This is a genomic window from Lysinibacillus telephonicus, assembly GCF_003966145.1.
Taxonomy (GTDB): Bacteria; Bacillota; Bacilli; order Bacillales_A; family Planococcaceae; genus Ureibacillus; species Ureibacillus telephonicus.
Genome location: NZ_RXNR01000036.1, coordinates 1 through 25,604, shown reverse-complemented (window position 1 = coordinate 25,604; position 25,604 = coordinate 1). Strand labels below are relative to the sequence as shown.

Here is a 25,604-nt window from a genome sequence, read left to right as displayed (position 1 = left end):
TTTCACCGGTGGAAAAGTGCCGATACGGGGACAAGCACACGAAGCTTGACGAAAATAATAGGTGAATTGGGCACTTCAGGCATCAAAGTTATTTTAGAGCAAAGTTATTAGCGCTTAATATGAATTTCTTAACAAAGGGGCTAACCCAAAAGTGATAATTCATTCACTTTGGGTTAGCCCCTTTCTATTTTTATATTCAAATAAGGGAGAGAAAGTTCGACTCTTTAAAAACCTTGTCTTACAAGCCAGCTTTTACATAAGTCCTTCCATTGTCCAACAACTACATCACTTTCTGCAAGGCCCAGACCATGGCGGCCGTTTGGGAAGATATGCATTTCGTAAGGTACGTTCCATTTCGATAAAGCTCTGGCATATAAAAGGCTATTTTCAACAGGAACAGTAGCATCGTCAGCCGTATGCCATAAAAACGTCGGTGGAGTGTGAGTGGAGACGTTTAACTCATTAGATAAATTAGCTCGTAGCTCATTAGTGGGATTTTCTCCTAGTAGGTTATGGAGGGACCCATCATGATAATTCTCTAAAAAAGAAATAACAGGATAACAAAGTATTGCGAAATCTGGCTGGCAGCTTTCCTGATCAATCTCATCACTCGGTTGATAAGCATGAAAACTGGACAGTGTAGAGGCTGAAGCAGCTAAATGTCCCCCGGCAGAAAAACCAAGAATGGCAACTTTCTGTTTATCGAGGTTCCAATCTTTAGAATGAAAACGGACAAAACGAATTGCACGTTGGGCATCTGATAATGGAGCGGGATGTTTATATGGAGCTACTCGATAATTTAGTACAAACGCTGAGATTCCAAGAGAGTTTAACCACTTTGCAATGGGCTCCCCCTCGTGATTTGCACGGCGCTGATAGCTTCCACCAGGACAAATAATGATAGCACCACGACCCACTGAGTGCTCAACTAGATAGGGAGTCAGGGTAGGGACATCTTCGTTATTTTCCATCCTTGTTTCTGGCCATAGTAAGTATGTCATATTACATCGCCTCTTTTATAAATGTATTTTTTAAAACTAAGCAAGGATCTTAAAGTTTAACTGCATTTTCTCTATCATAGAAAAGCTAGAAATCTTTACTGGATAAGAGCCGACAAGACTGAGCAGGTGATAATTTAAGGCTTTAAACAACCAATTATTATTGAGCATAATTCCCTCCAACTGTTTTGTCACTCATTTAAATTTTAGGTGAATTCACTTTTGAAAATAATTAAAGATTTTAAGATGAATGATTAAAATTTTAAGGTAAATAGAAAGTTTGATTGAGAGTCGGGAAGGATTGAATTACACTATCTTTACCTTTGCTAGATTTAGGTAATTAAAATGATAGCGCTAACATCATGGAAATAGGGGGATAGTTGTATGAAAAAAAAGTATGTCATTTGTGGTGTTAGTAACCGGGCATTACAAATGTTTATCGGTCCAATGATCAACGAGTTTTCAAAAGAAAGCGAGATTGTGGGGTTACTTGATTCCGATTCTTATCGCTTTACCATATGTAAACAAAAATACCCACTCCTTAAACATGTTCCAACGTTTTCTTCAGAACAATTTGAAACAATGATTGATCAGACAAAACCAGATTATGTCATTGTTGCGGGAAGAGATGATACCCATGTTGATTACATTCTAAAATCGTTGCAAAAGCAAGTGAATGTGATTACAGAAAAACCAATGGTGACAAATGCCCAAGATGCCTATAAAGTCATGCAGGCTGAAGCAGAAAGTGATGCAAGTGTCATTGTCACGTTTAACTATCGATACAGTCCATTTCACAGGAAAATCAAAGAAATGATTCTTGAAGGCAAAGTCGGTAGAGTTACTTCTGTTGACTTAAATTGGTATATTGATACGTTCCATGGCTCTAGTTATTTTAGAAGGTGGAACCGAGATCGAAAACTTTCAGGAGGGTTGTCTGTTCATAAATCAACTCATCACTTTGATCTAGTGAATTGGTGGTTGGACCAAAAACCAGAAGAAGTGTTTGCCTATGGAGCTCTACATTATTATGGCCCGGGTGGTGAATTAAATCCTCGTAAGGAAGCAAGCCGCTTTTGTGGGAACTGTGATGAGCAGAGAAACTGTGCCTATTACAGACGTTGGAATCCACGCAGTGGTTCCAATACTGTGAGGGACGACCATCTTCTGGCAGGTGTTTATGAGGAAATTCCTTATACCAACTACAGACCTGATGCTTGTATTTACGATGAGGAGATTAATATTGAAGATACTTATGTTGCCACAGTGAAATATGATGGAGGAAGTTTACTAAGCTATTCAATTAATTTCTCAGCTCCATATGAGGGATATCGACTTGCTATCAATGGAACAAAAGGAAGAATCGAGACAACTGAATTCCATGAACCATCAAGAATCCACTTTAATTATCCGGAGCAAACAATCGATTATTTTCCGCTTTTCGGTGCAAAAGAAACGATAGAACTAGTCAAAAATCCTGGGGGCCACGGAGGGGGAGATCCAATTTTACTAGAAGATCTCTTTCTCGGTCCTGACCCGTCCCGGAACTATCCAATTTTAGCTGGCTCAGAAGCAGGTGCTTATTCGATTGCAGTTGGAGAAGGTGTATGGAGATCTGTCAAAGAAGGAAAGCCTATGAAAATAAAAGAGCTTTTATTCCAGCCAAAGAAAGTTACGAGCCATTCTACTAAATAAAAAGTAGACATGAAATAAGGGCCTCTTTTAATAAGTTGTTATTTTTAAATAGGTTTTTTGAAAGTTAACGTTTACGGTAGCTTGAGTGTAATAGGCGAGTCAGCATCGGGATTAGCGGGGGCAGGTGAGGCCTCACAAGCTTTTGCATCGAGATTACTCACGCCTATCGCACTCTAAAATAGAAAATAATCATTCCTAACTGCCTGATTAATAGCAGTAAAGCTTGACTTGTTTTTGAAAAAAATTCCGTAAAAGTAATTTTCTAAAATATCTTAAAATTTTTACTAATCATCTTAAAATCTTTAATTATTAAAGAAACCGTTTTCATTTACAATTGAAATTAGGAAGGAGGAAACTAAATGAGTTATTCACAAGGATTTCCTGAAACTGCTGTAAACAGTAAAAAAGTGGTTCATAAAAAGAAAATAAAGAAAGATAAATGGGTACCTTATCTTTTTATATTGCCATCATTTCTTATTATTTTAGGGTTTCTGTTTTACCCAATAGCAACTGTATTCTACTACAGTCTTCAAAACTATGATGTATCTGCACCTTACTACAATAGTTTTGCAGGACTTGATAATTTTATAAAAATCTTTACACAAGATCAAATGTTTATCCCAAGTTTAATTAACAGTTTGAAGTGGGTTGTTTCAGAAGTCGGTCTGCAATTAATTTTTGGTATGATTTTGGCTTTATTACTGAACCAAACCTTCAAATTTAGAGGGTTGGCACGAGCGGTTGCCTTTATACCTTGGGCGATTTCAGGAGTACTTGCTTCCGTTATGTGGTCAATGATGTTCAATGAACATATGGGTGTTATCAATGACATGCTTATGAAATTGGGACTCATTAACGAACCAATGGCATTTTTAGCAAGTACATCAACCGCTTTTGGAGCTGTGGTAATTGCTGAATTATGGAGGGGAATTCCTTTCTTCGCTATTACTCTATTAGCTTCCTTGCAAAGTATTCCAAACGAATTATATGAAGCTGCACGAGTGGATGGTGCAAGCAGATGGAAATCATTTATCTACGTCACTCTGCCACAACTAAAAAATACAATTATTTTAACAACATTATTAAGGGTAGTTTGGGAATTTAATAACGTCGATCTTCTATTCAACTTAACAGGCGGTGGCCCTGCACATTCAACGACAACCCTAACGATGTATATAGCTGATTTAGCTGTACACGGAAGTAATTTCGGTTACGGTTCAGCATTAACGGTTGTTTCCTTTGGTATTCTATTAATCTTTGCCATCCTTTATTTGAGGCTATCACGTTATGAAAAGGAGTGATTTGAGGGATGTTTTCTAAAAATAAAAAACTAGATAGAATCTTAACTTTATACGTACCTCTAGCGTTAATGCTTAGCTTTACCTTGTTTCCAATTTATTGGACAATCAATACAGCATTGAAACCGGAAGGAGATATTCTTAAGCGTCCACTCCAATACTTGCCAGCAAATCCGACAGTTGAAAACTTTGTTTATGCCTGGACCAATATTGGATTTGCCACATTCTTTAAAAATAGCTTAATCGTCGGGATATGTACAGTTATCATTGTTCTTATTTGCTCTACTTTATCTGGTTACGCTCTAGCTAGATACAATTTTAAAGGGAAAAAGGGTTTCATGCTGATGCTATTATGTACTCAATTTATCCCTAGGGCAATGATGATTATCCCATTATTTATTATCTTTAAAAATTTAGGATTAATTAGTCATCCGCTTTCATTAATCATTACGTATACAGCCGTTGAGATTCCATTTACAACGATTCTTATGTCAGGATTTATTTCAAATGTTCCAAGGGAATTGGAAGAAGCGGCCATGATTGATGGATGTTCAAAATTACAAGCCCTGCGCCATGTTGTCTTTCCATTACTAATGCCGGGGATCGTGGCAACAGGAGTATTTACATTCATTTATACTTGGAATGAATTTTTATTAGCCTTGATGCTGACTAACCAACAATCCAGGTTCACGCTCCCTGTCGGCTTAAGTTCAATGATGGGAGAATTTAACGTTAACTATGGAGCATTAGCAGCTGGAAGTGTGATTGCTTTAATTCCTGCGGTTATATTATTTGCCTACGCACAGAAACACCTTGTCAATGGCATGGGTGGAGCTGTCAAAGGTTAATTTTGTAATAAAAATAAATACAATGATGAAAAGGAATAGGGGGAAACATCATGTTTATGAAAAGGGGAAAATACAAAAGTTCTATTTTAGCATTTTCAATTGTTTCAGGATTGCTGCTTGCTGGTTGCAGTGGTGATGATGAAACGACATCTTCTTTACCAACTGACTCAGAAAGTAATTCAGATGAACCTGTAAAAATTACTTTCTGGGATGAAAATGCAAGTCCAGAGCGTACACCGTTGTGGGAAGAAATTATTAAACAGTTTGAAGATGCAAATCCAAATATTGACGTTGAGTATGTAGGAATTCCAAATAAATCAGCTAAATCAAAATATGATGCAGCCATTGCTGCAAATGATACTCCAGATGTTGGATCTGTTCAAACAACATGGCTTCCAGAATTCTCTATCCGTGAAGCATTAATTCCTCTCGATGAATACTTCGAAGGTTCTGAAATAAAGGATAAAATTAATGCAAGTGCGATTGAATTCAATAAGAAAATCACACAAGATGGCAAATTGTATGGAGTTCCATATGCTCAAAACTTAGATACAATCTGGATCCGTACAGATTGGTTTGAGGAAGCAGGAGTAAAAGAACCAGAGACATTTGAAGAGTTCTTTACTGCAATTGAAAAAATGACGGATAAGGAAAATGGTCGCTATGGATACACAATCCGCGGTGGGGCAGGAGGATCCTTCCAGCTTCAGCGTTTAATGTTTGCTTACAGCGGTTTAGATTATTTTGGGGAAGATGGTAAAGTAAATATCAATGACCCTAAACATGTCGAATTTGTTGAAAAATACCTATCTTACTATGAAAAATTCACTCCAAAGAGTGATATTACAAATGGATATAAGGAAATGATTGCAGGTTTTGATACTGGTGTTGTTGCAATGGTACACCATAATGTTGGCTCTTACGGTGAGCACAAAAAATCATTAGAAGAAGGTACATTTAAGACGATTCCACTGCCTAAGACAGAGGATGGTAAATACGTTGCTGAAGGTGGAAACGCTGTCAATGTAGCAATCTTCAAGAGTACAGAACATCCTGATGCTGCTTGGAAATTTGTCGAGTTTGTAAACTCTGCTGAAGCACAAAGCTTGTGGAATGAATCTACTGGGCAAATCCCAACAAACGCTGATGTATTGGATGACGAGTGGGTACAAAATGCACAGCATATTAAGGTAGCGTTTGAAGTGTATGAAAACCCTGAAACTAAGCTTTATGAACCGCCATTCTACTTACCAGATTATCGTTCAATTCTTGATAATTTAGTAGACCCTGGGATCCAACAAGTGATGAGTGGCCAAAAGACAGCAAAAGAATTCTTAGATGAATGGGCTAAAGCAATTGAAGAGTCAAAAGAAAAATATGATCAGACGTTTAACAATTAAACGATGACGTAAACTCATTCAGTGGGGGAAGTCTCCACTGAATGAAGTTTTAAAAAAGCATTGTTTATAAAATTTAAGTATGTTACTAATTCACTCGTTTTTTCACGATTAATACAGGAAAACGAACGGGCAGGTAAAGGATCAGCCCAATCCTTCAATATAGGTGAAATACTTTCAAGAAAAGGGGAATGAACAATGGGAAAGACAACAGATACAATTGCAACTGAAACTCCATTGGTGATGGCGGAAAAGGCATGTCAAGCTTTAATGCAAGCATTTCGTCCCGAAGAATTGCCGCCTGCAAAAGCTTTTCACTACCATCAAGGTGTTTTTCTGTATGGAATGTACAGAGTCTATCAAGAAACAGGTAAGAAGGAATACTTTGACTATATTAAAGCCTATTATGATTGTTTAATTGATGAGTATGGAAATTTGTGTTTCGCGAGGGATGAGCTTGACTCAACAATGGCAGGAATTCTGTTGTTTCCATTATATGAAGAAACAAATGATCAAAGGTATATGATTGCAGCTAAGCGATTAAGAAGTGCATTAGATACGCTGAATAGAACATCAGAAAATGGCTTCTGGCATAAAGAGAAATATCCATATCAAATGTGGTTAGATGGACTTTTCATGGGCGGGCCATTCATGGTTCTTTACAGCCAGCATTTCCATGAAGAAGAACTAATTCAAACAGTTCTTTTGCAAGAAAAATTAATGAGAAAAAATATGACAGACGAGAAAACAGGTCTACTCTACCATGCGTGGGATGAGCGTAGGGTTCAGCCATGGGCGAATGCTGAAACAGGCTGTTCACCAGAATTTTGGGGACGTGCACTTGGTTGGTATGGCACAGCATTGATTGATTTGTTAGAGCTTTTAGGGGATCGAAAGCGAGGGCAAGAAGAATTAATTCAAGCTCTTCAAAGCTTCATACCAGCTATTGTTAACTTCCAAGATGACAAAACGGGCTTATGGTATCAGATTGTAGATAAAGGCAGTCTAGAAGATAACTGGTTAGAGTCCTCTAGTTCTGCATTGTTCCTTTATTTTATATCGAAAGCTATTGGACATGGTTATGTAGACGATTCCTATCGTGCGGTAGCAGATAAAATCTATAAGGGATTGATAGAGCACATGGTGGAAGAAAAGGATTCTACACTTACTTTAAGTGGAATTTGCATTGGCACTTCGGCTGGAGTGTATGACTACTATGTGGACCGCCCAACATCTGAAAATGATTTACATGGCATGGGTGCATTTATCTTGGGAAGTATGGCATATTACGACCTTATAAAAGCATAATATAGTTGGATTTGTAGTATGTGATGAGGTAATTTTGGATCCAAGCGAAACCGTTGATTTTATTTGAGGAAAAGCTTTCGTCAAAAAACTGAATTTATAAGTCGTTAAAATTTTTTCTGTGAAAATATATAATCCATAGAGTCATTGAGTAATCATGATGGATTGTCAATAAGTAATGAGAGCTGCCTCTTGAGGGGTCGCTTGTATAAAATATTTTGTATTTATTTGGGGCACATACAAGGCTCCTTGTACAATAACATGGAGTTTAGCCTGAAGCATTCGATGTGAAATCGCAACGAGTGCTTTTTTCTTTCCTATTTGTACAGCTATTGATCAATAAATATTGGGTAAATAATGATTATGACTCTTAGAGACTGCAAGCCATCTCTCAAGATTTAAGCCCTTTTGTCTAGGTACATGGGTTTGAAAGCTTATGAAAGTTTTATTAGTAAAGTTAACGAAATGGAAGCTCCTATTTAATATACTTTTCAATTTATAACTCTACAAAGCTTTCGCTCGACTAAGGAAATTTATAACCATTTTAATAGGTCAGTTAAATTCCTAAATCAATCTATATATGGTTGTGGAGTATAGTGAAAATTTAGTATATTTAGAATAAAGAGGCGAATTTTGTTTACCGCTTACATAATATCAGTTATTGTTTAGATAGGAGAGAAGGAGAGTATAAATGATGGTTAAGAAAATAAAGAACTTAATTCAGAAATATTTTCTGTACTCTATTAAATCGACGATTAACACTCTCTATTTACCTATCATTATTATTTTTATATCCATTTCTGGATGGGTTTCTTCTATGCTTGCAACCGCACAAATTGAAGAAAATGCATATAAAAATGTCAATGATACGATTTTCCAAACAAAGAATTATTTAGACTATATGCTTTCAGATGTTTTCCAGCAACTAGTTACTGTATCGAGTAACCCAAGGATTTTAAACTTGGTTGGAACTGAGGAATCAGAAATTAAACCAGAATATTATGTGGAAATTGATAAGAGTTTGCAGCATGTATATTCCCGATATAACGTCATAATTGAATCCGTTCTCATTGATCTCAATCAAGGAGAGTTTTTCCTTTATCATAGTGATTATAATTCGAATCCATCAGTTTTATATGAGGATTATTTTAATCAATATAATGGAAGCAAAGAAGGTTTTTATTGGAGAAATATGCATGAAGATGAAATTTTTAATACGAATGATCAAGTGATCTCAGTATTTAGATTAATTGAGAGAAAATCCTCGTCTGATAGAGGGATTATCCTATTTAATCTTCGAGATGATTATTTTGAACAAGTATTAAACAAATCGTTAATCGGGGAAAATGGCTATTTAACACTAATTAGCCCAAATGGCAAATATGAATCGAAAGACGTTAAAACAGAATATAAGCTAGATAATAAAACACTCTATTCACTTCAAAATACAGAAGATGAGAGTGGGCAATTCTCTTATGAAAGCGTTGCCGGTGAAGATATGATCGTGATTTATGACACGATTGAGGCTAATAAATGGAAACTGGCGGCTGTTGTTCCTGAAAGTGAAATATTAAATAAAGTAAATTACATAAAACACTCTACTGTTTTTTTCATATTAATAATGATTGTTAGTGCTATCTTTTTAACCTCCTTAGTTGGAAAGTATATCTCAAAACCATTTGAAAAAATGGCTAAGCAAATGCGTACTATTAACAGGGAGAGTCTTGCTTTTTATGATGAATCGTCTGGTCCAGAGGAGATGAAAATACTTCATAATGGGTTTAAAGAGTTACTTTTACGAACTCAATCATTGATGGAACAGATTCAGTTAGAACAGGAGGAGAAAAGGCAATTAGAATTTGCGATTATGCATGCGCAAATTAATCCTCATTTTCTTTATAATACACTTTATTCGATTAAAGGATTATGTGATATGGGATTAAATAAGGATGCAAGCCAAATGATAAGTGCTCTCTCAAGCTTTTTCCGTATAGGAATTAGTAAAGGGAAAGAAATTATTTCAATTAAGGATGAGATTGAACATATTGAGCACTATTTATTCATCCAGGAAATGCGATATGGGGATGACTTTTCCTACGTAATTGATGTTGAAGATGACATTTTATCCTATAACATTATTAAACTTTCATTGCAGCCTTTGATTGAAAATGCCATTTACCATGGTGTAAAGCAGAGGAGAGGACAAGGGAAGATTACAATAAAAGGCTATCAGACAGGAGATGCGATTCACCTAGAGGTGGCTGATAATGGGAATGGCATTGAAAAAGAGAAATTAGTAGAGATTTTAAGAGAAATGGAAGCTTCCTTTCAAGAGAAAAAGAGTTTTATTGGGATTGGGCTAAAAAGTGTAAATGAACGAATTAAAATTCACTTTGGAAAAGAGTATGGTTTGCATATATCAAGTGAATCTGGTCAAGGCACAGTGGTGAGCATTCTTATTCCCAAAACAAAGGGGGAGATCAGCGAAAATGTATAAAGTGATTGTTGTTGAAGATGATCGTATTATTCGTCGTGGGATTTGTCAGTCAATCAAGTGGGATGAGCATGGATTTATCGTTGCAGGGGAAGCAGGAGATGGTGAGGTGGCACTTGGGTTAATTGAAAAAGAACAACCCCAAGTCGTCATCTCAGATATTAATATGCCATTTATGGATGGGTTAGAAATGGCGAAAAAAATAAGAGAAATTAGCCCGGAAACGAGAATTATTTTTCTAACAGGCTTCGAAGATTTCAAGTATGCTCAACAAGCGGTGAAACTTAAAGCATATGATTATTTACTAAAGCCAGTGGACTCCGAGCAATTGTTACATAAAGCAAAAGAAGCAGCAGCAGATTGGGAACAGCAAACAAAAAAAGAAAAAAGAATCACAGAATCCTTGCCTTATCTTCAGCAAAAATTCTTTCAAGAGTTGATGAAGGGAGGGGAGGAGTGGATGGATATAGAAAAGGAATTAGCCGAGCTTGGGGTTGAGTTAGAAGGCCCTAACTATGGCGCGGTACTTGTTCATTCTTCTACCGGTTTTCATGATGAATGTAAACAAAAGATATCAGAGATTACCTCTTCCTTTTTTTCACAGAATAATTTTATTGTCATAAATATCGATGCTAATGAATTCGCAATTCTTTTATCTCTGGAAGGAGAAAATGATGTAAGGAAGGGACAGCTTGTACAACAATTGTTTGATTGTTGTAATTCCGTCAAACATTCTATAACAATAACGCTTGGTAGAACTTACTCAAATTTATTCGAGCTAGGCAAATCATTGCTTGAATCACGTTTAGCTATGGATTTGAGACATATTATGGGGATAGGCAAGGTATTTTCATTTGAAGATACCGTTTCAAGCAAGGAAGAAACTGAAAGTCGTTTGAAAGAATTGGAATTTGAATTAGAAAATCAAATTAAGTTAGGAATACCTGAAAAGGTGAGTGAAACGCTTAATCAATTAAATAAAGCGATTATTGAAAAAAAATCCGTGCCGTTGACTGAACTAAAAATTATCGCATTAAAGTTTAGTACGATGCTCTTTTTCGAAGTTGAAAAGTGGAAAAAAGAGGAGATTAAGAGTTTTAATTCATCGGATGTTTATCAAGATATCATAAAAATGGAAACCCTTTCAGAAATGATGGAGATTTTAAATCGATTAATACAACAATGGTCTGATGAAATGTATAAAAAAGAGGACAAGAATCATTTCAGCCATGTTGATCAAGCAATTATGTACATCAAAGATCACTTTCATGACAGCACCTTGACACTCAAAAAAGTGGCTGAATTTATCCATGTTAGTGCTCCGTATTTAAGTAATTTATTTAAACTCGAAAAAGGAATTAATTTTGGAGATTTCTTATTGGAGTTAAGGATGAAGAAAGCCATGGAAGAATTGCGTAAAGGTGATAAGAAAACATATGAAGTTTGTGAAAAAGTAGGCTATAATAATCCTCAATATTTTAGTATTTGTTTTAAAAAATTTACTGGCTATACTCCTGCTGAGTATAAAAAGCAGTTTAAATAAATTCAACAGATAAAATATATTAAAGGGTATAAGCCCCCAACGAAACTAATGTTGAGTTAGAGGGGGTCTGACCTTTATTTTTTTTGGCTTTGTTAAAAGGAGTGGTGATATCTGCGGATAAATTAGTAAGTAATACAAAAAATAACGCACCCTATGAGCTATTAAGAGCACATTTCACGAAGAAAGGAATTTTCGCCCCATTTTAGAAGCATTTCTACAATTATTTTTCCAAAGATTTAAAAAATCTTTCCCCATTTTCCATAGCTAGTATTTTCATACATGTACAAAATCTTAAGATAATGGTTTAAGATTTTAAGATGTTTGCCAAATCAAATTGTAATCCCTTTCATGGATTTATATACTCAACGTATAAGTTCTTATATCCTAAAAATTTCTAATTGATAACCACGTTTGGGGTGACGCTATGAAAAAATTTAATATATTATCAAAGCTCTTAGATTGTGGAGTTGTTGCAGTTGTTCGGGCAGACTCCCAAGAAGAGGCTATAAAGATCTCACATGCTTGCATTGAAGGTGGGATTATAGGGATTGAAGTTACTTTTACGGTCAATGGAGCCGATGAGGTAATAAAAACTTTATTGGCTCATTATGAGAATAATAGCAATGTGGTTATTGGTGCTGGGACTGTTTTGGATGTGACTACGGCAAGAATCGCTATTTTGGCTGGAGCTCAGTTTGTTGTCAGTCCAAGTTTTGATGAAGAAACAGCAAAATTATGTAATCTTTATCAAATCCCTTATATGCCTGGCTGTATGACGATAACAGAAATGAAACGTGCACTAGAATATGGTTCAGATATTGTAAAGTTCTTCCCAGGAAGTGGATTTGGACCTGATTTCGTGAAGGCAGTAAAAGGACCTCTTCCACAAATTAATCTTATGCCTACAGGTGGAGTCGACTTAGAAAACGTCGATGAATGGATTAAAAATGGTTGTGTTGCTGTTGGAGTCGGAGGAAGTTTAGTAGCACCGGCAAAAACAGGTGATTTTGCTAGGATTACAGAATACGCAAGAGAATATATGAACAAAGTCAAAACTGCTCGAGAGGTTTAATGATGAAAAAGATTATTACTCTAGGAGAAATTTTACTTCGATTGTCAACTGATGTTGGAAAACGGCTTTCCCAAGCAGATCAACTTGATCTGAACTATGGCGGTGCGGAAGCGAATGTCAGTGTATCTTTGTCAAATTTCGGGTATGACGTTTATTTTGTTAGTAAAGTTCCTGATAATCCCCTTGGGTTAGCTGCAGAAAGACACTTAAAAACAAACGGTGTCAGAACGGAATTTTTATTAAAGGGCGGGGAGCGTTTAGGTACGTATTATGTTGAGTCAGGTATAGGAGCTAGAAGTTCACAAGTAACCTACGATCGAAAAAATTCCAGCTTTTCACAAATAATGAGCGAGGAAATCGAGTTTGATAACATATTTAAAGACGCTGATTTATTCCATATTACCGGGATTACACCAGCACTTTCACCTAGTTTAGTAGAGTTAACTCTAATAGCTTTACAAAAGGCAAAGGAAAATGGAGTAACCACAAGCTTTGACTTTAACTATCGTTCCAAATTGTGGAGCCATCAGGAAGCAGCTGAAACAATGAAACTGTTTCTTCCATATGTGGATATTTGTTTTTGTGGCGAATTAGACGCTATTTACTTGCTTGGCATTGATAAAGCTTCAAACTCATTAGAAAACAAGGATAGACTTACATATTATTACGAAACTATCCGAAAAAATTATCCGAATATTCAATACTTAAGTTCGACATTCCGAGATGTACTTTCAGCATCAACCAATACATTGCGAGGAAATCTTTTTGCTGAGGGGGTTTTATATCAGTCGAAAACTTACCAAATTGATCATATTGTCGATCGGGTTGGTGGTGGAGATGCCTTCGTGGCAGGGATGTTATATGGAATCCTTGAATCTACACCATTTAAGGAAGCGGTTACATTTGCAACTGCTGCATCTGTCTTGAAACACACTATTCTTGGTGACTGTAACACCTTTTCACCAGAGGAGATTAAGATCTTTGCTAATCAGGCACCAGGTAAAATTGTACGCTAAGCAATTCGAATGGAGGAATATTTAAAATGGAAACTCGTTATGCAAACCATCCAGAGGAAATCAAAAGGTACAACACAGATGAATTAAGAAATCACTTTTTAGTAGAAACTATTTTTGAACCAGGAAAGGTTCACTTAACTTATACACATGCAGACCGAATGATCTTTGGCGGGGTTACTCCAACAGATGAAGAGTTAACAATAAAGCTCGATAAAGAATTGGGAGTGTCTTATTTTCTTGAGCGCCGTGAGTTAGGAATTATCAATATCGGTGGTGATGGAAGCGTTATCTTGAATGGTGTTGAGTATGATATGCAACGTCGCGACGGCTTATATGTAGGCAGAGGCACAAAAGAAGTATTGTTCCGCTCTAGTAATCCACAGGATCCGGCTAAGTTTTATATCAACTCAACTCCGGCACATCATACGTATCCGACCGTCAAAATTGATATTAATGAAATAAAACCACTAGAAGCTGGGGAACCTGAAACGTTAAATGAAAGAAAAATCTATCAGTATATTCATCCTAATGTGTGTGAAAGCTGTCAGCTTCAAATGGGCTTAACGATGCTATCTCCAGGCAGCGTTTGGAATACAATGCCATGTCATACTCATGAACGTCGAATGGAAGTGTACTTATACTTCGATATGAAACCTGATACTCGTGTATTCCACTTTATGGGACAACCAAATGAAACAAGACATTTGGTGATGAAAAATGAACAGGCAGTTATTTCACCGAGCTGGTCAATTCATACAGGAACAGCCACAAGCAACTATACCTTTATATGGGGAATGTGCGGAGAAAATATCACGTATACAGACATGGACCACGTTAAAATGGAAGATTTACGCTAAGTAAATCCTAATGTTGCTAATGTCTAGCGTTCGTTAATATAATAATCCTCTTGCAATAAGTGGAGGGGACTAGGAGATAAACAAATTTAAAAGGGTTTGGTTCAGGTTAAGGGCCAGATCCTTTTTTAGAATAGGAGGAGAAAAGGTGAGCCTAAACATTGGAATCAGAGCTCATGATGTGGCCAATCTTCCATTAAAAGAATTAGTAAGCGAGATATCTAGTAAAGGATTAACCTCTGTTCAGTTAGCGTTAGGGAAATCATTTAAAGAGATGAATACTTCATTAGGAAGTTTAAGTCCTGGATTTGCCCATCACATTGGAAGCGCTTTTAAACAAAAAGGAATTCAGATTGCGGTTTTAGGCTGTTATATTAACATGATTCATCCGGATCATCATGTTAGAAGAAAGGAACTCGATCGTTTCAAGGAGCATATCCGATTTGCAAGAGACTTTGGCTGTAGCATTGTGGGAACAGAGACGGGGAATGTCAATAAGGACATAGTGTATACAGAGAATAATTTTGAGGAACAGCCCTTCCTTGAAGTAGTGGAAAGTGTCAAAGAACTTGTGGAAGAGGCGGAGAAATTCGGTGTGCTTGTTGGAATCGAAGGGGGAATTAATCATCCAATCCATACACCACAACGAATGAAACGTTTACTTGACGAAATTCCTTCTAATCATCTTCAAGTTATATATGATCCTGCTAATTTTATGTCAATAGATAATTACCAACATCAAGAAGATGTGATTCAAGAAGCAATAGAGCTGTTTGGAGACAAGATTGTAGCACTTCATGCAAAAGATTTTATCATTGAGGATAACTGGATCAAAATGGTACCTGTAGGGCAAGGCTTGTTAAATTATGATGTTATTTTTAAATGCATAAAGCAAAGAAAACCTTTTTTGAACGTTCTTATGGAAGGTACAAGTGAACCTTACATCACTAGCAGTATGACATATTTAAAGGAGAAATATGACAACGCATAATGATGAATTGATGCGCCATAAAGAAGATGAAATAGTTACAAGGGAATATTATATTGGTGTTTTTTACAAATAAATTTTATAAAAATTAGAAGGCTGGTGTTCATATGCGAAATTTCATGGATGAAAATTTTTTACTAAACAACGATATCTCCATAACGTTATATAACGAGTATGCAAAGAATATGCCCATTATTGACTACCATTGCCATTTAAGCCCTAAGGAAATTTACGACAATAAAAAATTCAAAAATATTACGGAAATCTGGTTATATGGTGATCATTATAAATGGCGTTTAATGAGAGCAAATGGGATTGACGAAGAGTATATCACAGGCAATGCTAGTGATTACGATAAGTTCCTCGCATGGGCAAAAACTCTTCCGATGACAATTGGAAACCCAGTATTCAACTGGACTCACTTAGAACTTCAAAGATTTTTTGGGATAAATGAACTTTTAAATGAAGAGACCGCCCCTATCATTTGGGAAAAGGTAAATGCGTTATTAAATAGTGATGGTTTCCGTGCAAGGGATTTTATTAAAAAGTCAAATGTACAGGTTGTTTGTACGACAGATGATCCAGTCGACAGCCTTGAGTACCATCTGAGTTTGAAAGAAGATAATGATTTTGATGTAAAAGTTTTACCTAGCTTCCGCCCGGATAAAGGTCTCGAAATTAACCGTGAAGGATACCTAAATTGGGTGAAAACACTCGAAGGAATTTCAGAAATCCAGATTAATGGTTATGAGGATTTCCTTGAAGCACTTGAGTCAAGAGTTCGATTTTTCCATTCAATAGGCGGTAGAGTTTCGGATCATGCAATTGATACTATGATGTATGCAGACACAACGTTAGATGAAGTAAAAAGCATTTTTGCAGAAGCTTTACAAGGTAAAAAAGTTTCCACAGAAGCTGAAAAGAAATATAAAAGTTTTACATTAAGATTTTTAGGAAAGCTATATGCCGAATTAGGCTGGGCAATGCAGTTCCATATTAACGCCCTACGAAATAATAATGAAAGAATGTTTACTATTTTAGGTCCGGATACAGGCTATGATTCAATCAATGATGAAGAAATCGCGAAACCATTAGTGCAGCTATTAAATTCAATGGACAAAGAAAATGCGCTGCCGAAAACGATTATTTATTCTTTAAATCCGAAAGATAATAACGTAATTTCCGCTGTAATTGGAAGCTTTCAAGGGGGAGGAATTCCAGGAAAAATTCAGTTTGGTACCGCTTGGTGGTTTAACGATAATAAGTTAGGAATGCTTGAACAAATGCAGTCCTTAGCCAATATGGGTCTCTTTAGCCGTTTTATTGGCATGTTGACCGACTCCAGAAGTTTCTTATCCTATACAAGACATGAATATTTTAGAAGATTAATATGCAATTTAATCGGTGAATGGGTAGAAAATGGAGAAGTTCCAAATGATCCTGAATTCCTAGGGAAAATCGTTCAAGGCATCTCATACTACAATGCAAAAGAATACTTTCAATTTGAATAAAGAATACGAGGGTAAGAAGCAATTCAGATAAGGAGAGTCATTAGAAAAGAAATCTAAAGGATTGATAGGATTTAAACATTACACATCTTCTTAAAGTTTATGGGTGAATGGCAAAATGTTTAGGGGGAAGTCATGGAAAAATTAAATAAGCATTTCTTAAAAAATTATCAAAAACGCCCGGAGAAAGTCCTTCAGTTCGGTCAAGGTAATTTTTTAAGAGCCTTTATTGATTGGCAAATAGATGTACTTAACGAGAAAACAGGCTTTAATGGCAGTGTGGTAGTTGTTCAGCCACGCGGACAGGGTGCGGTTGAAAAGTTAAATGAACAGGATGGTTTATTTACCCTTTATTTACAAGGAATAAAAGAAGGGGGACCTGTTAAAGAGCATTCGATAATCAGTTGTATAAGTCGTGGTTTAAATCTTTTTAAACAATATGATGAATATTTACAACTTGCCCATAATCCTGAGCTGCGGTTTATATTTTCCAACACAACAGAAGCCGGAATTGTTTTTGACGACAATGATAAATTAACAGATCAACCACAAAAGAGTTTTCCGGGAAAACTAACATCATTCTTATATGAACGTTATCAAGCATTTCAAGGTGAGAAAGATAAAGGATTAATTATTATACCTTGTGAGTTGATTGAGCGTAATGGTGATCAATTAAGAGAATTGGTTTTGAAGTATACGAAAATTTGGAACCTTGGGGGAGGATTTGTGGACTGGATTAATGAAGCAAATACCTTCTGTAATACACTTGTTGATCGAATTGTCCCAGGTTTTCCGACAGAATCAATCGACGAGATTACAGCAGAGCTTGGCTATTTAGACGAATTTGTCGTTGTCGGTGAGCAATTCCATCTATTTGTTATTGAAGGGCCTCAATGGATTCGTGAGGAATTTCCAGTTCATCTAGCAGGATTGAATACATTCTTTGTTGATGATATAACCCCATATCGAACAAGGAAGGTGCGAATCTTAAACGGTGCTCATTCAGCGATGGCTCCTGTTTCTTATTTATATGGGCTCAATACGGTAGGCGAGGCAATTGAGCATAAAATTGTTGGGAAATTCGTGAAAGAGCTAATTTATGATGAAATCATTCCAACATTGGATTTCCCCGAGGAAGAATGTCGTTCATTTGCAGACGAAGTGATTGAAAGATTTAGGAATCCCTATATGCAGCATTTCTTGTTAAGTATTTCATTAAATTCTACGTCTAAATTTAAAACAAGAGATTTACCATCTTTGCTGGAATATGTTAACCGTAAAAACACATTGCCGAAGAAGCTAGTATTCTCACTAGCTGCGTTAATTTCCTTTTATAAGGGGAAAAGAGGTGACGAAGAAATTGAACTTTCGGACGATCCTGAAGTGCTTGAATTGTTTAAGACACAATGGAGTAAAGCTAATGGCAGTTTAGAGAGCATAAAGGAGATTGTCTCAAGTGTGTTAAGTTGCGAAAAAATCTGGGATATTAACCTAAACGATGTACCAGAGTTAACAGGCGAGGTGACGAAAAATCTATTTGAAATTGAAACGAAGGGAATGAAACAGGCCATTGAATCCATATTGGAGCAAAAGACGGCCAATTAATAGGGGGAATGTTCATGTTGGATTTCATCCAGTTACATGATCACGATAATGTGGTTGTAGCATTAAAAGATTTGTCAAAAGGGCAAACACTGACTATTAAAGAGGAAATCATCGTACTAAAGGATGATATTAAAAGAGGTCACAAGGTAGCAATCAAAGATTTATTTATTAATGATCATATCATTAAGTATGGATATCCTATTGGCCACGCAATTAAAGAAATTTCAGTGGGTGAACATATTCATACCCATAATATTAAAACGAATTTGGATGGAATTCAGGAGTATCAATTTCATCAAAAATTAAACAGCAATCCCTATGAAAATAAAAACCTTACGTTTAATGGCTTCAAAAGGAAGAACGGAAATGTAGGGATTCGAAATGAACTTTGGATTGTTCCAACTGTTGGCTGTGTGAATGGGATTGCAGAACGAATGCTGAAACTTTTTGAAAAAGAAGTGGGCGATATTCACCCGTTTGAAAACGTCCTCGTATTAAAACACAATTATGGATGCTCCCAATTAGGAGACGATCATGAAAATACTAGAAAAATTTTAAGAGATGCAGTGCACCATCCAAATGCCGGTGGTGTCCTCGTTTTAGGATTAGGCTGTGAAAATAACAACTTATATGAATTTAAAGATGCTCTTGGAGATTACGATGAAGATCGTGTAAAGTTTTTAGTTTCGCAAGAGGTAACTGATGAAATTGAAGCAGGTGTTGAATTACTAAAAGAAATTTATGCAGCTGCTAAAAATGATAAACGTGAACCTGTACCATTATCTGAGTTAAAGGTTGGGTTGAAGTGCGGTGGATCTGATGGTTTTTCAGGCATCACGGCAAATCCATTGCTTGGTAGATTCTCAGATTTTCTTGTTGCCCAAGGAGGTACAACGGTGCTGACAGAGGTTCCGGAAATGTTTGGCGCGGAAACAATTCTTATGGAGCGTGCTGCGAATTCAGAAGTTTTTGAAAAGACGGTTGAGTTAATTAATGAATTTAAAGAGTATTTTATTGAAAACAAACAACCAGTCTATGAAAATCCTTCACCAGGAAACAAGGATGGTGGAATTTCTACATTGGAGGACAAATCTCTAGGTTGTACGCAGAAAGCGGGCACATCAACGGTAACAGATGTTCTAAAATACGGAGAAGTCCTTAGAGAAAAAGGGTTAAACCTATTGAGTGCACCTGGCAATGATTTGGTTGCATCTTCTGCTCTAGCTGCGGCTGGGTGTCAATTGGTACTATTCACGACTGGACGGGGAACGCCATTTGGATCCTTTGTGCCAACAATGAAAATTTCAACAAATACCCCATTGTCTGAAACAAAGCCACATTGGATTGATTTTAACGCTGGTGTGTTATTAGAGAAGGAGTCCGATATCGTGTTAAACGATTTTATCGACTATATTATTCAAGTTGCGAGTGGAGAACTCGTGAATAATGAGAAAAATGATTTTAGGGAAATTGCAATTTTTAAGACGGGAGTAACTTTATAAGTTGATGTTAGTGTTAAAGCATTTATTTCCTTAGAAGCCGTCATTGTCTTAATGACTTTACCCTTAATAGAAAAGGAGGAAGAAATATGATTGGCAAGGAGTTTCCTTCAGAAATCAAAGAGTTTATAGATGAGAAAACAGGAAATATTGTTAAACAGCTAACATCTAACGGTTCTAATAACTTCCACTTTTACTTTACAGATAACTCTTTTTGTACAGGTGATCAAGACATTTACTTCTTATCAGATCGTTCCTCTGAAAAATCAACAGTTTATAATCTTTTTAAAATGAATCTAGAGACTGGGAGGATTTTGCAGTTAACAGATGAACCCGAGGGAATCACCCCAAGCTTCCATACGAAAACGCCTGAGGGTGACATTGTCGTTTATGTAACGGGTAGACTTCTAAAGAAGTTAGAAACTTCAACTCTTAAAACCACTGTACTCTATGAAGAAAAGCCAGGGATAGAATTAGGACATCCGCATATTTCTGCGGACAAAAGGTATATCGGGATGGCTCGTAATGAATTTGTTCCAATAGAAAGAGGAGCCAATTATAGAGGGTTTAAAGAAACGATGTATGCGACGAAAAAGGGGTGGATAACTTTAATCAGCATGGATGGGAAAGAAGTTTTTGATGTTTTCCAAGATACCCACTGGCTAGGGCATTTTCAGTTTTCTCCTATAAATAGCAGCCTGGCAACTTTTTGTCATGAAGGACCATGGAATCTTGTTCATCAACGGATTTGGCTATTGGATATTCGCTCTCGTTCACCTCAACCATTATTTAGGCAAGCAGAAGACGATTGTATTGGCCATGAGTTTTGGACCAGTGATGGCAAGATCTTTTTTGACAACCGTCGAAAAGGCCATGACGGAACTATTACCGTTCATAGAACGCAAGCAACTATTCAGAATTCACATGAATCAGGGCAGATTCCATTTGTAGGGCTAGTGGATGATGAGGGGAACTTAATCAGACAAATTGATTTGCCTTTCTATTGTAATCACTATCATAGCAATCTTGATAATACCCTATTAGTTGGAGATGAAGTAGAAGATTTAGTATTAATAGATATATCAGGGGAGAAAGCGATGATCAAAACGTTATGTTCTCATCATACGAGCTGGAACACTCAACAAACTCATTGCCATCCAACCTTTAGCTGGAATAACGAAAAGATTTTATTTACATCTGACCGAGAAGGATCATGTAATCTTTATTTAATTGAACTACCTAAGCAAACTTAATAAGGGGTGAATGATGTGTTTATTTTTGGAGAAAAAATCAAGGCCATCCCAACAGAGGAAGGGGTAAAACGAAAGCTTTTAGGTTACGGAGGCAGTTTAATGATGACTGAGGTAACCTTCGAGAAAGACGCGGTTGGAAGCGTCCATTCACATCCTCATGAACAAGTAAGTTATATCACACGAGGAAGCTTTGAGTTCAACCTCGACGGAGATGTGCAAATCGTTAGACAAGGAGACAGTATCTACATCCCATCCGGTATACGTCATGGTGTCAAAGCGCTGGAAGATGAGTCTACCATTTTAGATGTTTTTACCCCGCAGCGCGAAGATTTTTTACAAGAAAAATAAAATGAGAGGAATAGGTGAATCTATGAAAAAAATGATTAGTACGATCCTAGCAGCATTTTTATTTAGTTTTGGGGTTATTTCCGTCTCAGCTACATCAAATGACTTAGGAAGTGAAGTATTACAACCAAAGGATGGTTGGGCCTCCTTTGGAAATGGTACAACAGGCGGGGCTAAAGCAGATGAAAAACATATTTTTACTGTTACAAATAAAAGTGAATTGATTGAAGCACTGGGCGGCGATAATAAATCAAATGGCAAGAATGACACACCGAAGATTATTTATGTAAAAGGGACAATTGAGCTTAATGTAGATGAAAATAATAATCCGATTGGACCCGAATACTATGCGGAAGGTACAGGATATGATTTTGAAGAATATTTAAAGGCATACAATCCTGAAAAGTGGGGCTATGAAAAGGAAGTAGAAGGCGAACTCGAGGATGCACGTGCCGAAGCTCAGAAGAAGCAAAAAGAACAAATCGTTATCAATATTGGTTCAAATACGTCCATTATAGGAATTGATAATGATGCCAAAATTATTGGGGGAAGTCTTAATCTGAGCGGAGTAAAGAACATCATTATACGCAATATTGAGTTTGAAGCACCACGTGACTTCTTCCCACAATGGGACCCGACAGACGGAGATTATGGTGAATGGAATTCAGAGTACGATAATATTTCCATCACAAATAATACTGAAAATGTTTGGATTGACCATTGTACATTTACAGACGGCGAAAACACAGACGCATCGTTTGGTAAATACTTTGGCCGTACCTACCAGCAGCATGATGGCTTATTAGACGTAACTAATGGTGCAAGCTATGTAACGATTTCGTATAACAAATTTGAAGATCATGATAAAGTGATGCTGATTGGGTCAAGTGACAGCAAAACCACTGATAAAGATAGATTAAAAGTAACAGTTCACCATAATTATTTTAAGGATGTAACGCAGCGTTTACCAAGAGTACGTTATGGTGAGGTTCATATCTACAATAACTATTATGAGTATACAAACGACTCGGAGTACTTATTCGATTATGCATTTGGAGTAGGAGCTGAATCAAAAATCTATGCTGAAAACAACTATTTCAACTTTAGTTACGATGTAGATCCTTCTCAAATTATTCGTTATTGGAAAGGAACCTCTATATATGAAGATGGCTCATTCGTTAACGGAAAAGGCAAAGGAAGCCGAGTAGATCTTGTTAAAGCACATAACCAAGGAAATGATGCACAACTTAATGAGAATGTTGGTTGGAAGCCATCTTTGTACACAAAAATTCAGCCAACACAGGCTGTTCCTGCAAATGTAAAGGCAAAAGCAGGTGCAGGTAAAATAAAATAAGATTCTTAAATAAAAGACTTGTTCAGTATACATACTGGCAAGTCTTTTTGTTGGACTAATGAAAATATAAAAATATTTAACAATTATCTAAAAATATTAAATTATATTTGAAAGCGTTTTCCGATAAAATGAGAAATAAGAGTAGCATAAAAAATCAGTCGTGTTGTTGGCAAACGATGGATAATACTTTTAGATAGTAGGAGGCTGAAAAAATGGCAGAGCTAAAATTAAATAATATTTATAAAATATACGACAATAAAGTAACCGCGGTAAGTGATTTTAACCTTCATATTCAAGATAAAGAATTCATTGTATTTGTTGGACCATCTGGTTGTGGAAAATCAACCACTTTACGAATGGTTGCCGGACTTGAGGAAATTACTAAAGGAGATTTCTTCATTGATGAACGCCGTGTAAATGATGTTGCCCCAAAAGATCGTGATATTGCAATGGTCTTCCAAAACTATGCACTTTATCCCCATATGACGGTTTACGATAATATTGCGTTTGGATTAAAGCTTCGTAAAGTACCAAAAGATGAAATCAATCGTCGTGTGAATGAAGCAGCCAAAATTTTAGGTCTCGAAGAATATCTAAAACGTAAACCAAAAGCTCTTTCCGGAGGGCAGCGTCAGCGTGTTGCACTAGGTCGTGCCATTGTTCGTGACGCCAAAGTATTCTTAATGGACGAACCATTATCAAACCTTGATGCAAAACTACGTGTTCAAATGCGAGCTGAAATTGTTAAGCTTCACCGCCGCTTGGGGACAACAACCATTTATGTAACGCATGACCAGACAGAGGCAATGACAATGGCGAGTCGAATTGTCGTTATGAAAGATGGTGTAATTCAACAGGTAGGTGCACCTAAATACATTTACGAAAATCCAGAGAATATTTTCGTAGGCGGATTTATAGGATCACCTTCAATGAATTTCTTTAATGGGAAGATTTTAGACGGTGTATTTTCTATGGGAAAAACAAACATCGTGATTCCCGAAGGAAAAATGAAGGTTCTCCGTGAACAAGGATACGTTGGAAAAGAAGTTGTTCTTGGCATTAGACCGGAAGACTTCCATGATGAGCCAGTATTTATTGACTATGCTAAAGGAGCAACGGTTAAAATTGATATAGATTTAGCAGAACTTACTGGTGCGGATATGACGATTTACTCTACTATTGAAGGTCAGAATTTAGTAGCGACGATTGATCCACGTACAGAAGTCAAGCCTGGTGATCAGCTTGAACTTGCTTTTGATATGAATAAAGCTCATTTCTTTAATAAAGAGACAGAAATTAGAATTCGTTAGTCAACCGAAATATCAGAGGAAATAAAACTACCTAGTAAAAGTTTTATGGGAACTTTACTAGGTAGTTTTTGATTTTAAATCTCTCATTAGGTAGCAGAAGTTACCTAATAAGGAACTATCGTCAATGGTGGATGAGGTGCAGTTTATTTTTCTACATATATTCAAATTAGGGACATATAAGACATCCCTTTTTTGGTTAAGTTTTGAATAATGAAGTAAAATTGTGTAATATTTAACCAATCTTTAACTATTTTATAGTAAGATAAAATTATCTAGAAAAAGAATAATAATCAAATCCATATAAATGCCACTGGTGAAAGGTTAAACTTAGAGTTCATCATCAAATATTATTTCATCATAGTTTAACTTAATAGCCTCATAGATAAATAAACCTGCAATCAGGTGTGGGATAACAATTCGCTCACCTAAGTTTGATGGATGTGGTAACAAACCCCCACGTATTTTCATTGAAATATAAGTGTAGGCTAATTCGCTAAGTTTATTAGTAGGTTCTTGTGGCTCACTGGAGATAACAGCAAATGGAATAAATTCATCAAATAATTTTTTTGCAAGTTGTAAGGCCTCTTCGTTATGACAACTTTCAGTGAAAATACAAACTCGGTCTACTTCTGTCACAACAGTTTCTGGTGTCCATGCAGCTAGGTTCACAAACTTCTCAACACCTTTTAAAGCATGAATTTCAATAGCTTCTAATTCACCAAAACATGCAAAATAAACCTTTCCTTGTCCAACACTAGCTTGCGCAAGTAAACGTGCAGTTTCTTCAATTGCTTCTTCTTCAGTTTGAATAATTCTTTGGAATAATCCACTCATTTGAGTAGAAAGTATTTTTGACATAGTTTCACCTCAGTAAGTATTATAAAATTTTATTCAATCAAATGTAAAATGTGAAAGATTGAAGGAGTTTCATTAATTAAATCGAAAATTAGGTTTTAAGGGAAATATTTTAGGGAATAAATAGTTGCCAATATCTGAAAATAAAACGACAATAAGGGGACAACAACTATGAAAAAGTTATTAATAGTAGATGACCAAAAAGGCATACGTTTATTGTTAGATGAAGTTTTTTCAAAGGAAGGCTGATGTTAGTCTAAATTATGGACACAGTAAATTGGGAGTTTATAAAGTATAATAATCTCAATAATTTACTAGGAGTGTCTAGGATGACAAATCGAAAAAGTTACGACAAAGAATTTAAATT

20 protein-coding genes and 1 pseudogene are annotated in these 25,604 nt (G+C 36.2%); 19 read left to right on the top strand and 2 right to left on the bottom strand.

Annotated elements, in window-relative coordinates; genetic code table 11:
- Nucleotides 1–224: 224 nt before the first annotated feature.
- Entirely contained in the window at nucleotides 225–1,001 is a 777-nt protein-coding gene (locus EKG35_RS12850) for an alpha/beta hydrolase (RefSeq protein ID WP_126294862.1), read from the bottom strand.
- Nucleotides 1,002–1,382: 381 nt separating this feature from the next.
- Here EKG35_RS12850 and EKG35_RS12845 point away from each other — a divergent pair, with 381 nt between their 5' ends.
- The 18 genes from EKG35_RS12845 (at nucleotide 1,383) to EKG35_RS12760 (ending at nucleotide 24,382) form a co-directional block, all read left to right on the top strand.
- Nucleotides 1,383–2,693 (top strand): Gfo/Idh/MocA family protein, encoded by a 1,311-nt coding sequence (locus EKG35_RS12845; protein WP_126294861.1) that lies wholly within the window; start codon nucleotides 1,383–1,385, stop codon nucleotides 2,691–2,693.
- Nucleotides 2,694–3,052: 359 nt separating this feature from the next.
- Nucleotides 3,053–3,994, top strand: coding sequence for a carbohydrate ABC transporter permease (locus EKG35_RS12840; RefSeq protein WP_126294860.1), 942 nt, complete (start codon nucleotides 3,053–3,055; stop codon nucleotides 3,992–3,994).
- A gap of 8 nt (nucleotides 3,995–4,002) precedes the next feature.
- On the top strand, nucleotides 4,003–4,839 hold the full coding sequence (locus EKG35_RS12835; protein WP_126294859.1) for a carbohydrate ABC transporter permease: 837 nt from the start codon (nucleotides 4,003–4,005) through the stop codon (nucleotides 4,837–4,839).
- 50 nt (nucleotides 4,840–4,889) lie between these two features.
- Nucleotides 4,890–6,239, top strand: coding sequence for an ABC transporter substrate-binding protein (locus EKG35_RS12830; RefSeq protein ID WP_246020354.1), 1,350 nt, complete (start codon nucleotides 4,890–4,892; stop codon nucleotides 6,237–6,239).
- A 195-nt stretch (nucleotides 6,240–6,434) separates the two neighbouring features.
- The gene (locus EKG35_RS12825) at nucleotides 6,435–7,544 is read left to right on the top strand and encodes a glycoside hydrolase family 88/105 protein (RefSeq protein ID WP_126294858.1); all 1,110 of its coding nucleotides are present in this window, start codon (nucleotides 6,435–6,437) and stop codon (nucleotides 7,542–7,544) included.
- Nucleotides 7,545–8,232: 688 nt separating this feature from the next.
- Nucleotides 8,233–10,038: a sensor histidine kinase gene (locus EKG35_RS12820; RefSeq protein WP_246020352.1), complete on the top strand. Its 1,806-nt coding sequence runs from the start codon at nucleotides 8,233–8,235 to the stop codon at nucleotides 10,036–10,038.
- Nucleotides 10,031–11,578, top strand: a complete 1,548-nt coding sequence (locus EKG35_RS12815) for a response regulator (RefSeq protein WP_126294857.1) — start codon at nucleotides 10,031–10,033, stop codon at nucleotides 11,576–11,578. The genes EKG35_RS12820 and EKG35_RS12815 overlap by 8 nt, the downstream gene beginning before the upstream one ends.
- Nucleotides 11,579–12,002: 424 nt before the next feature.
- On the top strand, nucleotides 12,003–12,650 hold the full coding sequence (locus EKG35_RS12810; protein WP_126294856.1) for a bifunctional 4-hydroxy-2-oxoglutarate aldolase/2-dehydro-3-deoxy-phosphogluconate aldolase: 648 nt from the start codon (nucleotides 12,003–12,005) through the stop codon (nucleotides 12,648–12,650).
- 2 nt (nucleotides 12,651–12,652) lie between these two features.
- Nucleotides 12,653–13,666 (top strand): sugar kinase, encoded by a 1,014-nt coding sequence (locus EKG35_RS12805; protein ID WP_126294855.1) that lies wholly within the window; start codon nucleotides 12,653–12,655, stop codon nucleotides 13,664–13,666.
- A 26-nt stretch (nucleotides 13,667–13,692) separates the two neighbouring features.
- Nucleotides 13,693–14,523, top strand: coding sequence for a 5-dehydro-4-deoxy-D-glucuronate isomerase (gene kduI, locus EKG35_RS12800; protein ID WP_126294854.1), 831 nt, complete (start codon nucleotides 13,693–13,695; stop codon nucleotides 14,521–14,523).
- Nucleotides 14,524–14,668: 145 nt separating this feature from the next.
- Nucleotides 14,669–15,511, top strand: a complete 843-nt coding sequence (locus EKG35_RS12795) for a sugar phosphate isomerase/epimerase family protein (RefSeq protein ID WP_126294853.1) — start codon at nucleotides 14,669–14,671, stop codon at nucleotides 15,509–15,511.
- Between the two features lie 104 nt (nucleotides 15,512–15,615).
- A complete protein-coding gene (uxaC, locus tag EKG35_RS12790) occupies nucleotides 15,616–17,019 on the top strand; it encodes a glucuronate isomerase (protein ID WP_126294852.1) in 1,404 nt (467 codons plus the stop codon).
- Between the two features lie 132 nt (nucleotides 17,020–17,151).
- Nucleotides 17,152–18,621, top strand: coding sequence for a tagaturonate reductase (locus tag EKG35_RS12785; protein WP_126294851.1), 1,470 nt, complete (start codon nucleotides 17,152–17,154; stop codon nucleotides 18,619–18,621).
- 14 nt (nucleotides 18,622–18,635) lie between these two features.
- A complete protein-coding gene (locus tag EKG35_RS12780; protein ID WP_126294850.1) occupies nucleotides 18,636–20,123 on the top strand; it encodes a UxaA family hydrolase in 1,488 nt (495 codons plus the stop codon).
- Nucleotides 20,124–20,209: 86 nt separating this feature from the next.
- On the top strand, nucleotides 20,210–21,373 hold the full coding sequence (locus EKG35_RS12775; RefSeq protein ID WP_126294849.1) for an oligogalacturonate lyase family protein: 1,164 nt from the start codon (nucleotides 20,210–20,212) through the stop codon (nucleotides 21,371–21,373).
- Between the two features lie 15 nt (nucleotides 21,374–21,388).
- Entirely contained in the window at nucleotides 21,389–21,721 is a 333-nt protein-coding gene (locus tag EKG35_RS12770) for a cupin domain-containing protein (protein ID WP_246020350.1), read from the top strand.
- A gap of 22 nt (nucleotides 21,722–21,743) precedes the next feature.
- A complete protein-coding gene (locus EKG35_RS12765) occupies nucleotides 21,744–23,072 on the top strand; it encodes a pectate lyase family protein (RefSeq protein WP_126294848.1) in 1,329 nt (442 codons plus the stop codon).
- A gap of 212 nt (nucleotides 23,073–23,284) precedes the next feature.
- The gene (locus tag EKG35_RS12760; RefSeq protein ID WP_126294847.1) at nucleotides 23,285–24,382 is read left to right on the top strand and encodes an ABC transporter ATP-binding protein; all 1,098 of its coding nucleotides are present in this window, start codon (nucleotides 23,285–23,287) and stop codon (nucleotides 24,380–24,382) included.
- Between the two features lie 327 nt (nucleotides 24,383–24,709).
- On the opposite strand, the gene EKG35_RS12755 is transcribed toward EKG35_RS12760, so the two are convergent.
- Nucleotides 24,710–25,240: a DUF2529 family protein gene (locus tag EKG35_RS12755; RefSeq protein WP_126294846.1), complete on the bottom strand. Its 531-nt coding sequence runs from the start codon at nucleotides 25,238–25,240 to the stop codon at nucleotides 24,710–24,712.
- A 168-nt stretch (nucleotides 25,241–25,408) separates the two neighbouring features.
- Between EKG35_RS12755 and EKG35_RS21300 the strand changes: the two are divergent.
- A pseudogene (locus EKG35_RS21300) lies at nucleotides 25,409–25,483 on the top strand (response regulator); the annotation flags it as partial.
- Between the last annotated feature and the right edge of the window lie 121 nt (nucleotides 25,484–25,604).

Coding starts and splice junctions, on each gene's coding strand:
- EKG35_RS12805 (WP_126294855.1), top strand. CDS start 12,653: ATGAAAAAGATTATTACTCTAGGAGAAATTTTACTTCGATTGTCAACT.
- EKG35_RS12780 (WP_126294850.1), top strand. CDS start 18,636: ATGTTGGATTTCATCCAGTTACATGATCACGATAATGTGGTTGTAGCA.
- uxaC (WP_126294852.1), top strand. CDS start 15,616: ATGCGAAATTTCATGGATGAAAATTTTTTACTAAACAACGATATCTCC.
- EKG35_RS12825 (WP_126294858.1), top strand. CDS start 6,435: ATGGGAAAGACAACAGATACAATTGCAACTGAAACTCCATTGGTGATG.
- EKG35_RS12775 (WP_126294849.1), top strand. CDS start 20,210: ATGATTGGCAAGGAGTTTCCTTCAGAAATCAAAGAGTTTATAGATGAG.
- EKG35_RS12785 (WP_126294851.1), top strand. CDS start 17,152: ATGGAAAAATTAAATAAGCATTTCTTAAAAAATTATCAAAAACGCCCG.
- EKG35_RS12765 (WP_126294848.1), top strand. CDS start 21,744: ATGAAAAAAATGATTAGTACGATCCTAGCAGCATTTTTATTTAGTTTT.
- kduI (WP_126294854.1), top strand. CDS start 13,693: ATGGAAACTCGTTATGCAAACCATCCAGAGGAAATCAAAAGGTACAAC.
- EKG35_RS12810 (WP_126294856.1), top strand. CDS start 12,003: ATGAAAAAATTTAATATATTATCAAAGCTCTTAGATTGTGGAGTTGTT.
- EKG35_RS12755 (WP_126294846.1), bottom strand. CDS start 25,240: ATGTCAAAAATACTTTCTACTCAAATGAGTGGATTATTCCAAAGAATT.
- EKG35_RS12820 (WP_246020352.1), top strand. CDS start 8,233: ATGATGGTTAAGAAAATAAAGAACTTAATTCAGAAATATTTTCTGTAC.
- EKG35_RS12845 (WP_126294861.1), top strand. CDS start 1,383: ATGAAAAAAAAGTATGTCATTTGTGGTGTTAGTAACCGGGCATTACAA.
- EKG35_RS12850 (WP_126294862.1), bottom strand. CDS start 1,001: ATGACATACTTACTATGGCCAGAAACAAGGATGGAAAATAACGAAGAT.
- EKG35_RS12830 (WP_246020354.1), top strand. CDS start 4,890: ATGTTTATGAAAAGGGGAAAATACAAAAGTTCTATTTTAGCATTTTCA.
- EKG35_RS12815 (WP_126294857.1), top strand. CDS start 10,031: ATGTATAAAGTGATTGTTGTTGAAGATGATCGTATTATTCGTCGTGGG.
- EKG35_RS12760 (WP_126294847.1), top strand. CDS start 23,285: ATGGCAGAGCTAAAATTAAATAATATTTATAAAATATACGACAATAAA.
- EKG35_RS12835 (WP_126294859.1), top strand. CDS start 4,003: ATGTTTTCTAAAAATAAAAAACTAGATAGAATCTTAACTTTATACGTA.
- EKG35_RS12840 (WP_126294860.1), top strand. CDS start 3,053: ATGAGTTATTCACAAGGATTTCCTGAAACTGCTGTAAACAGTAAAAAA.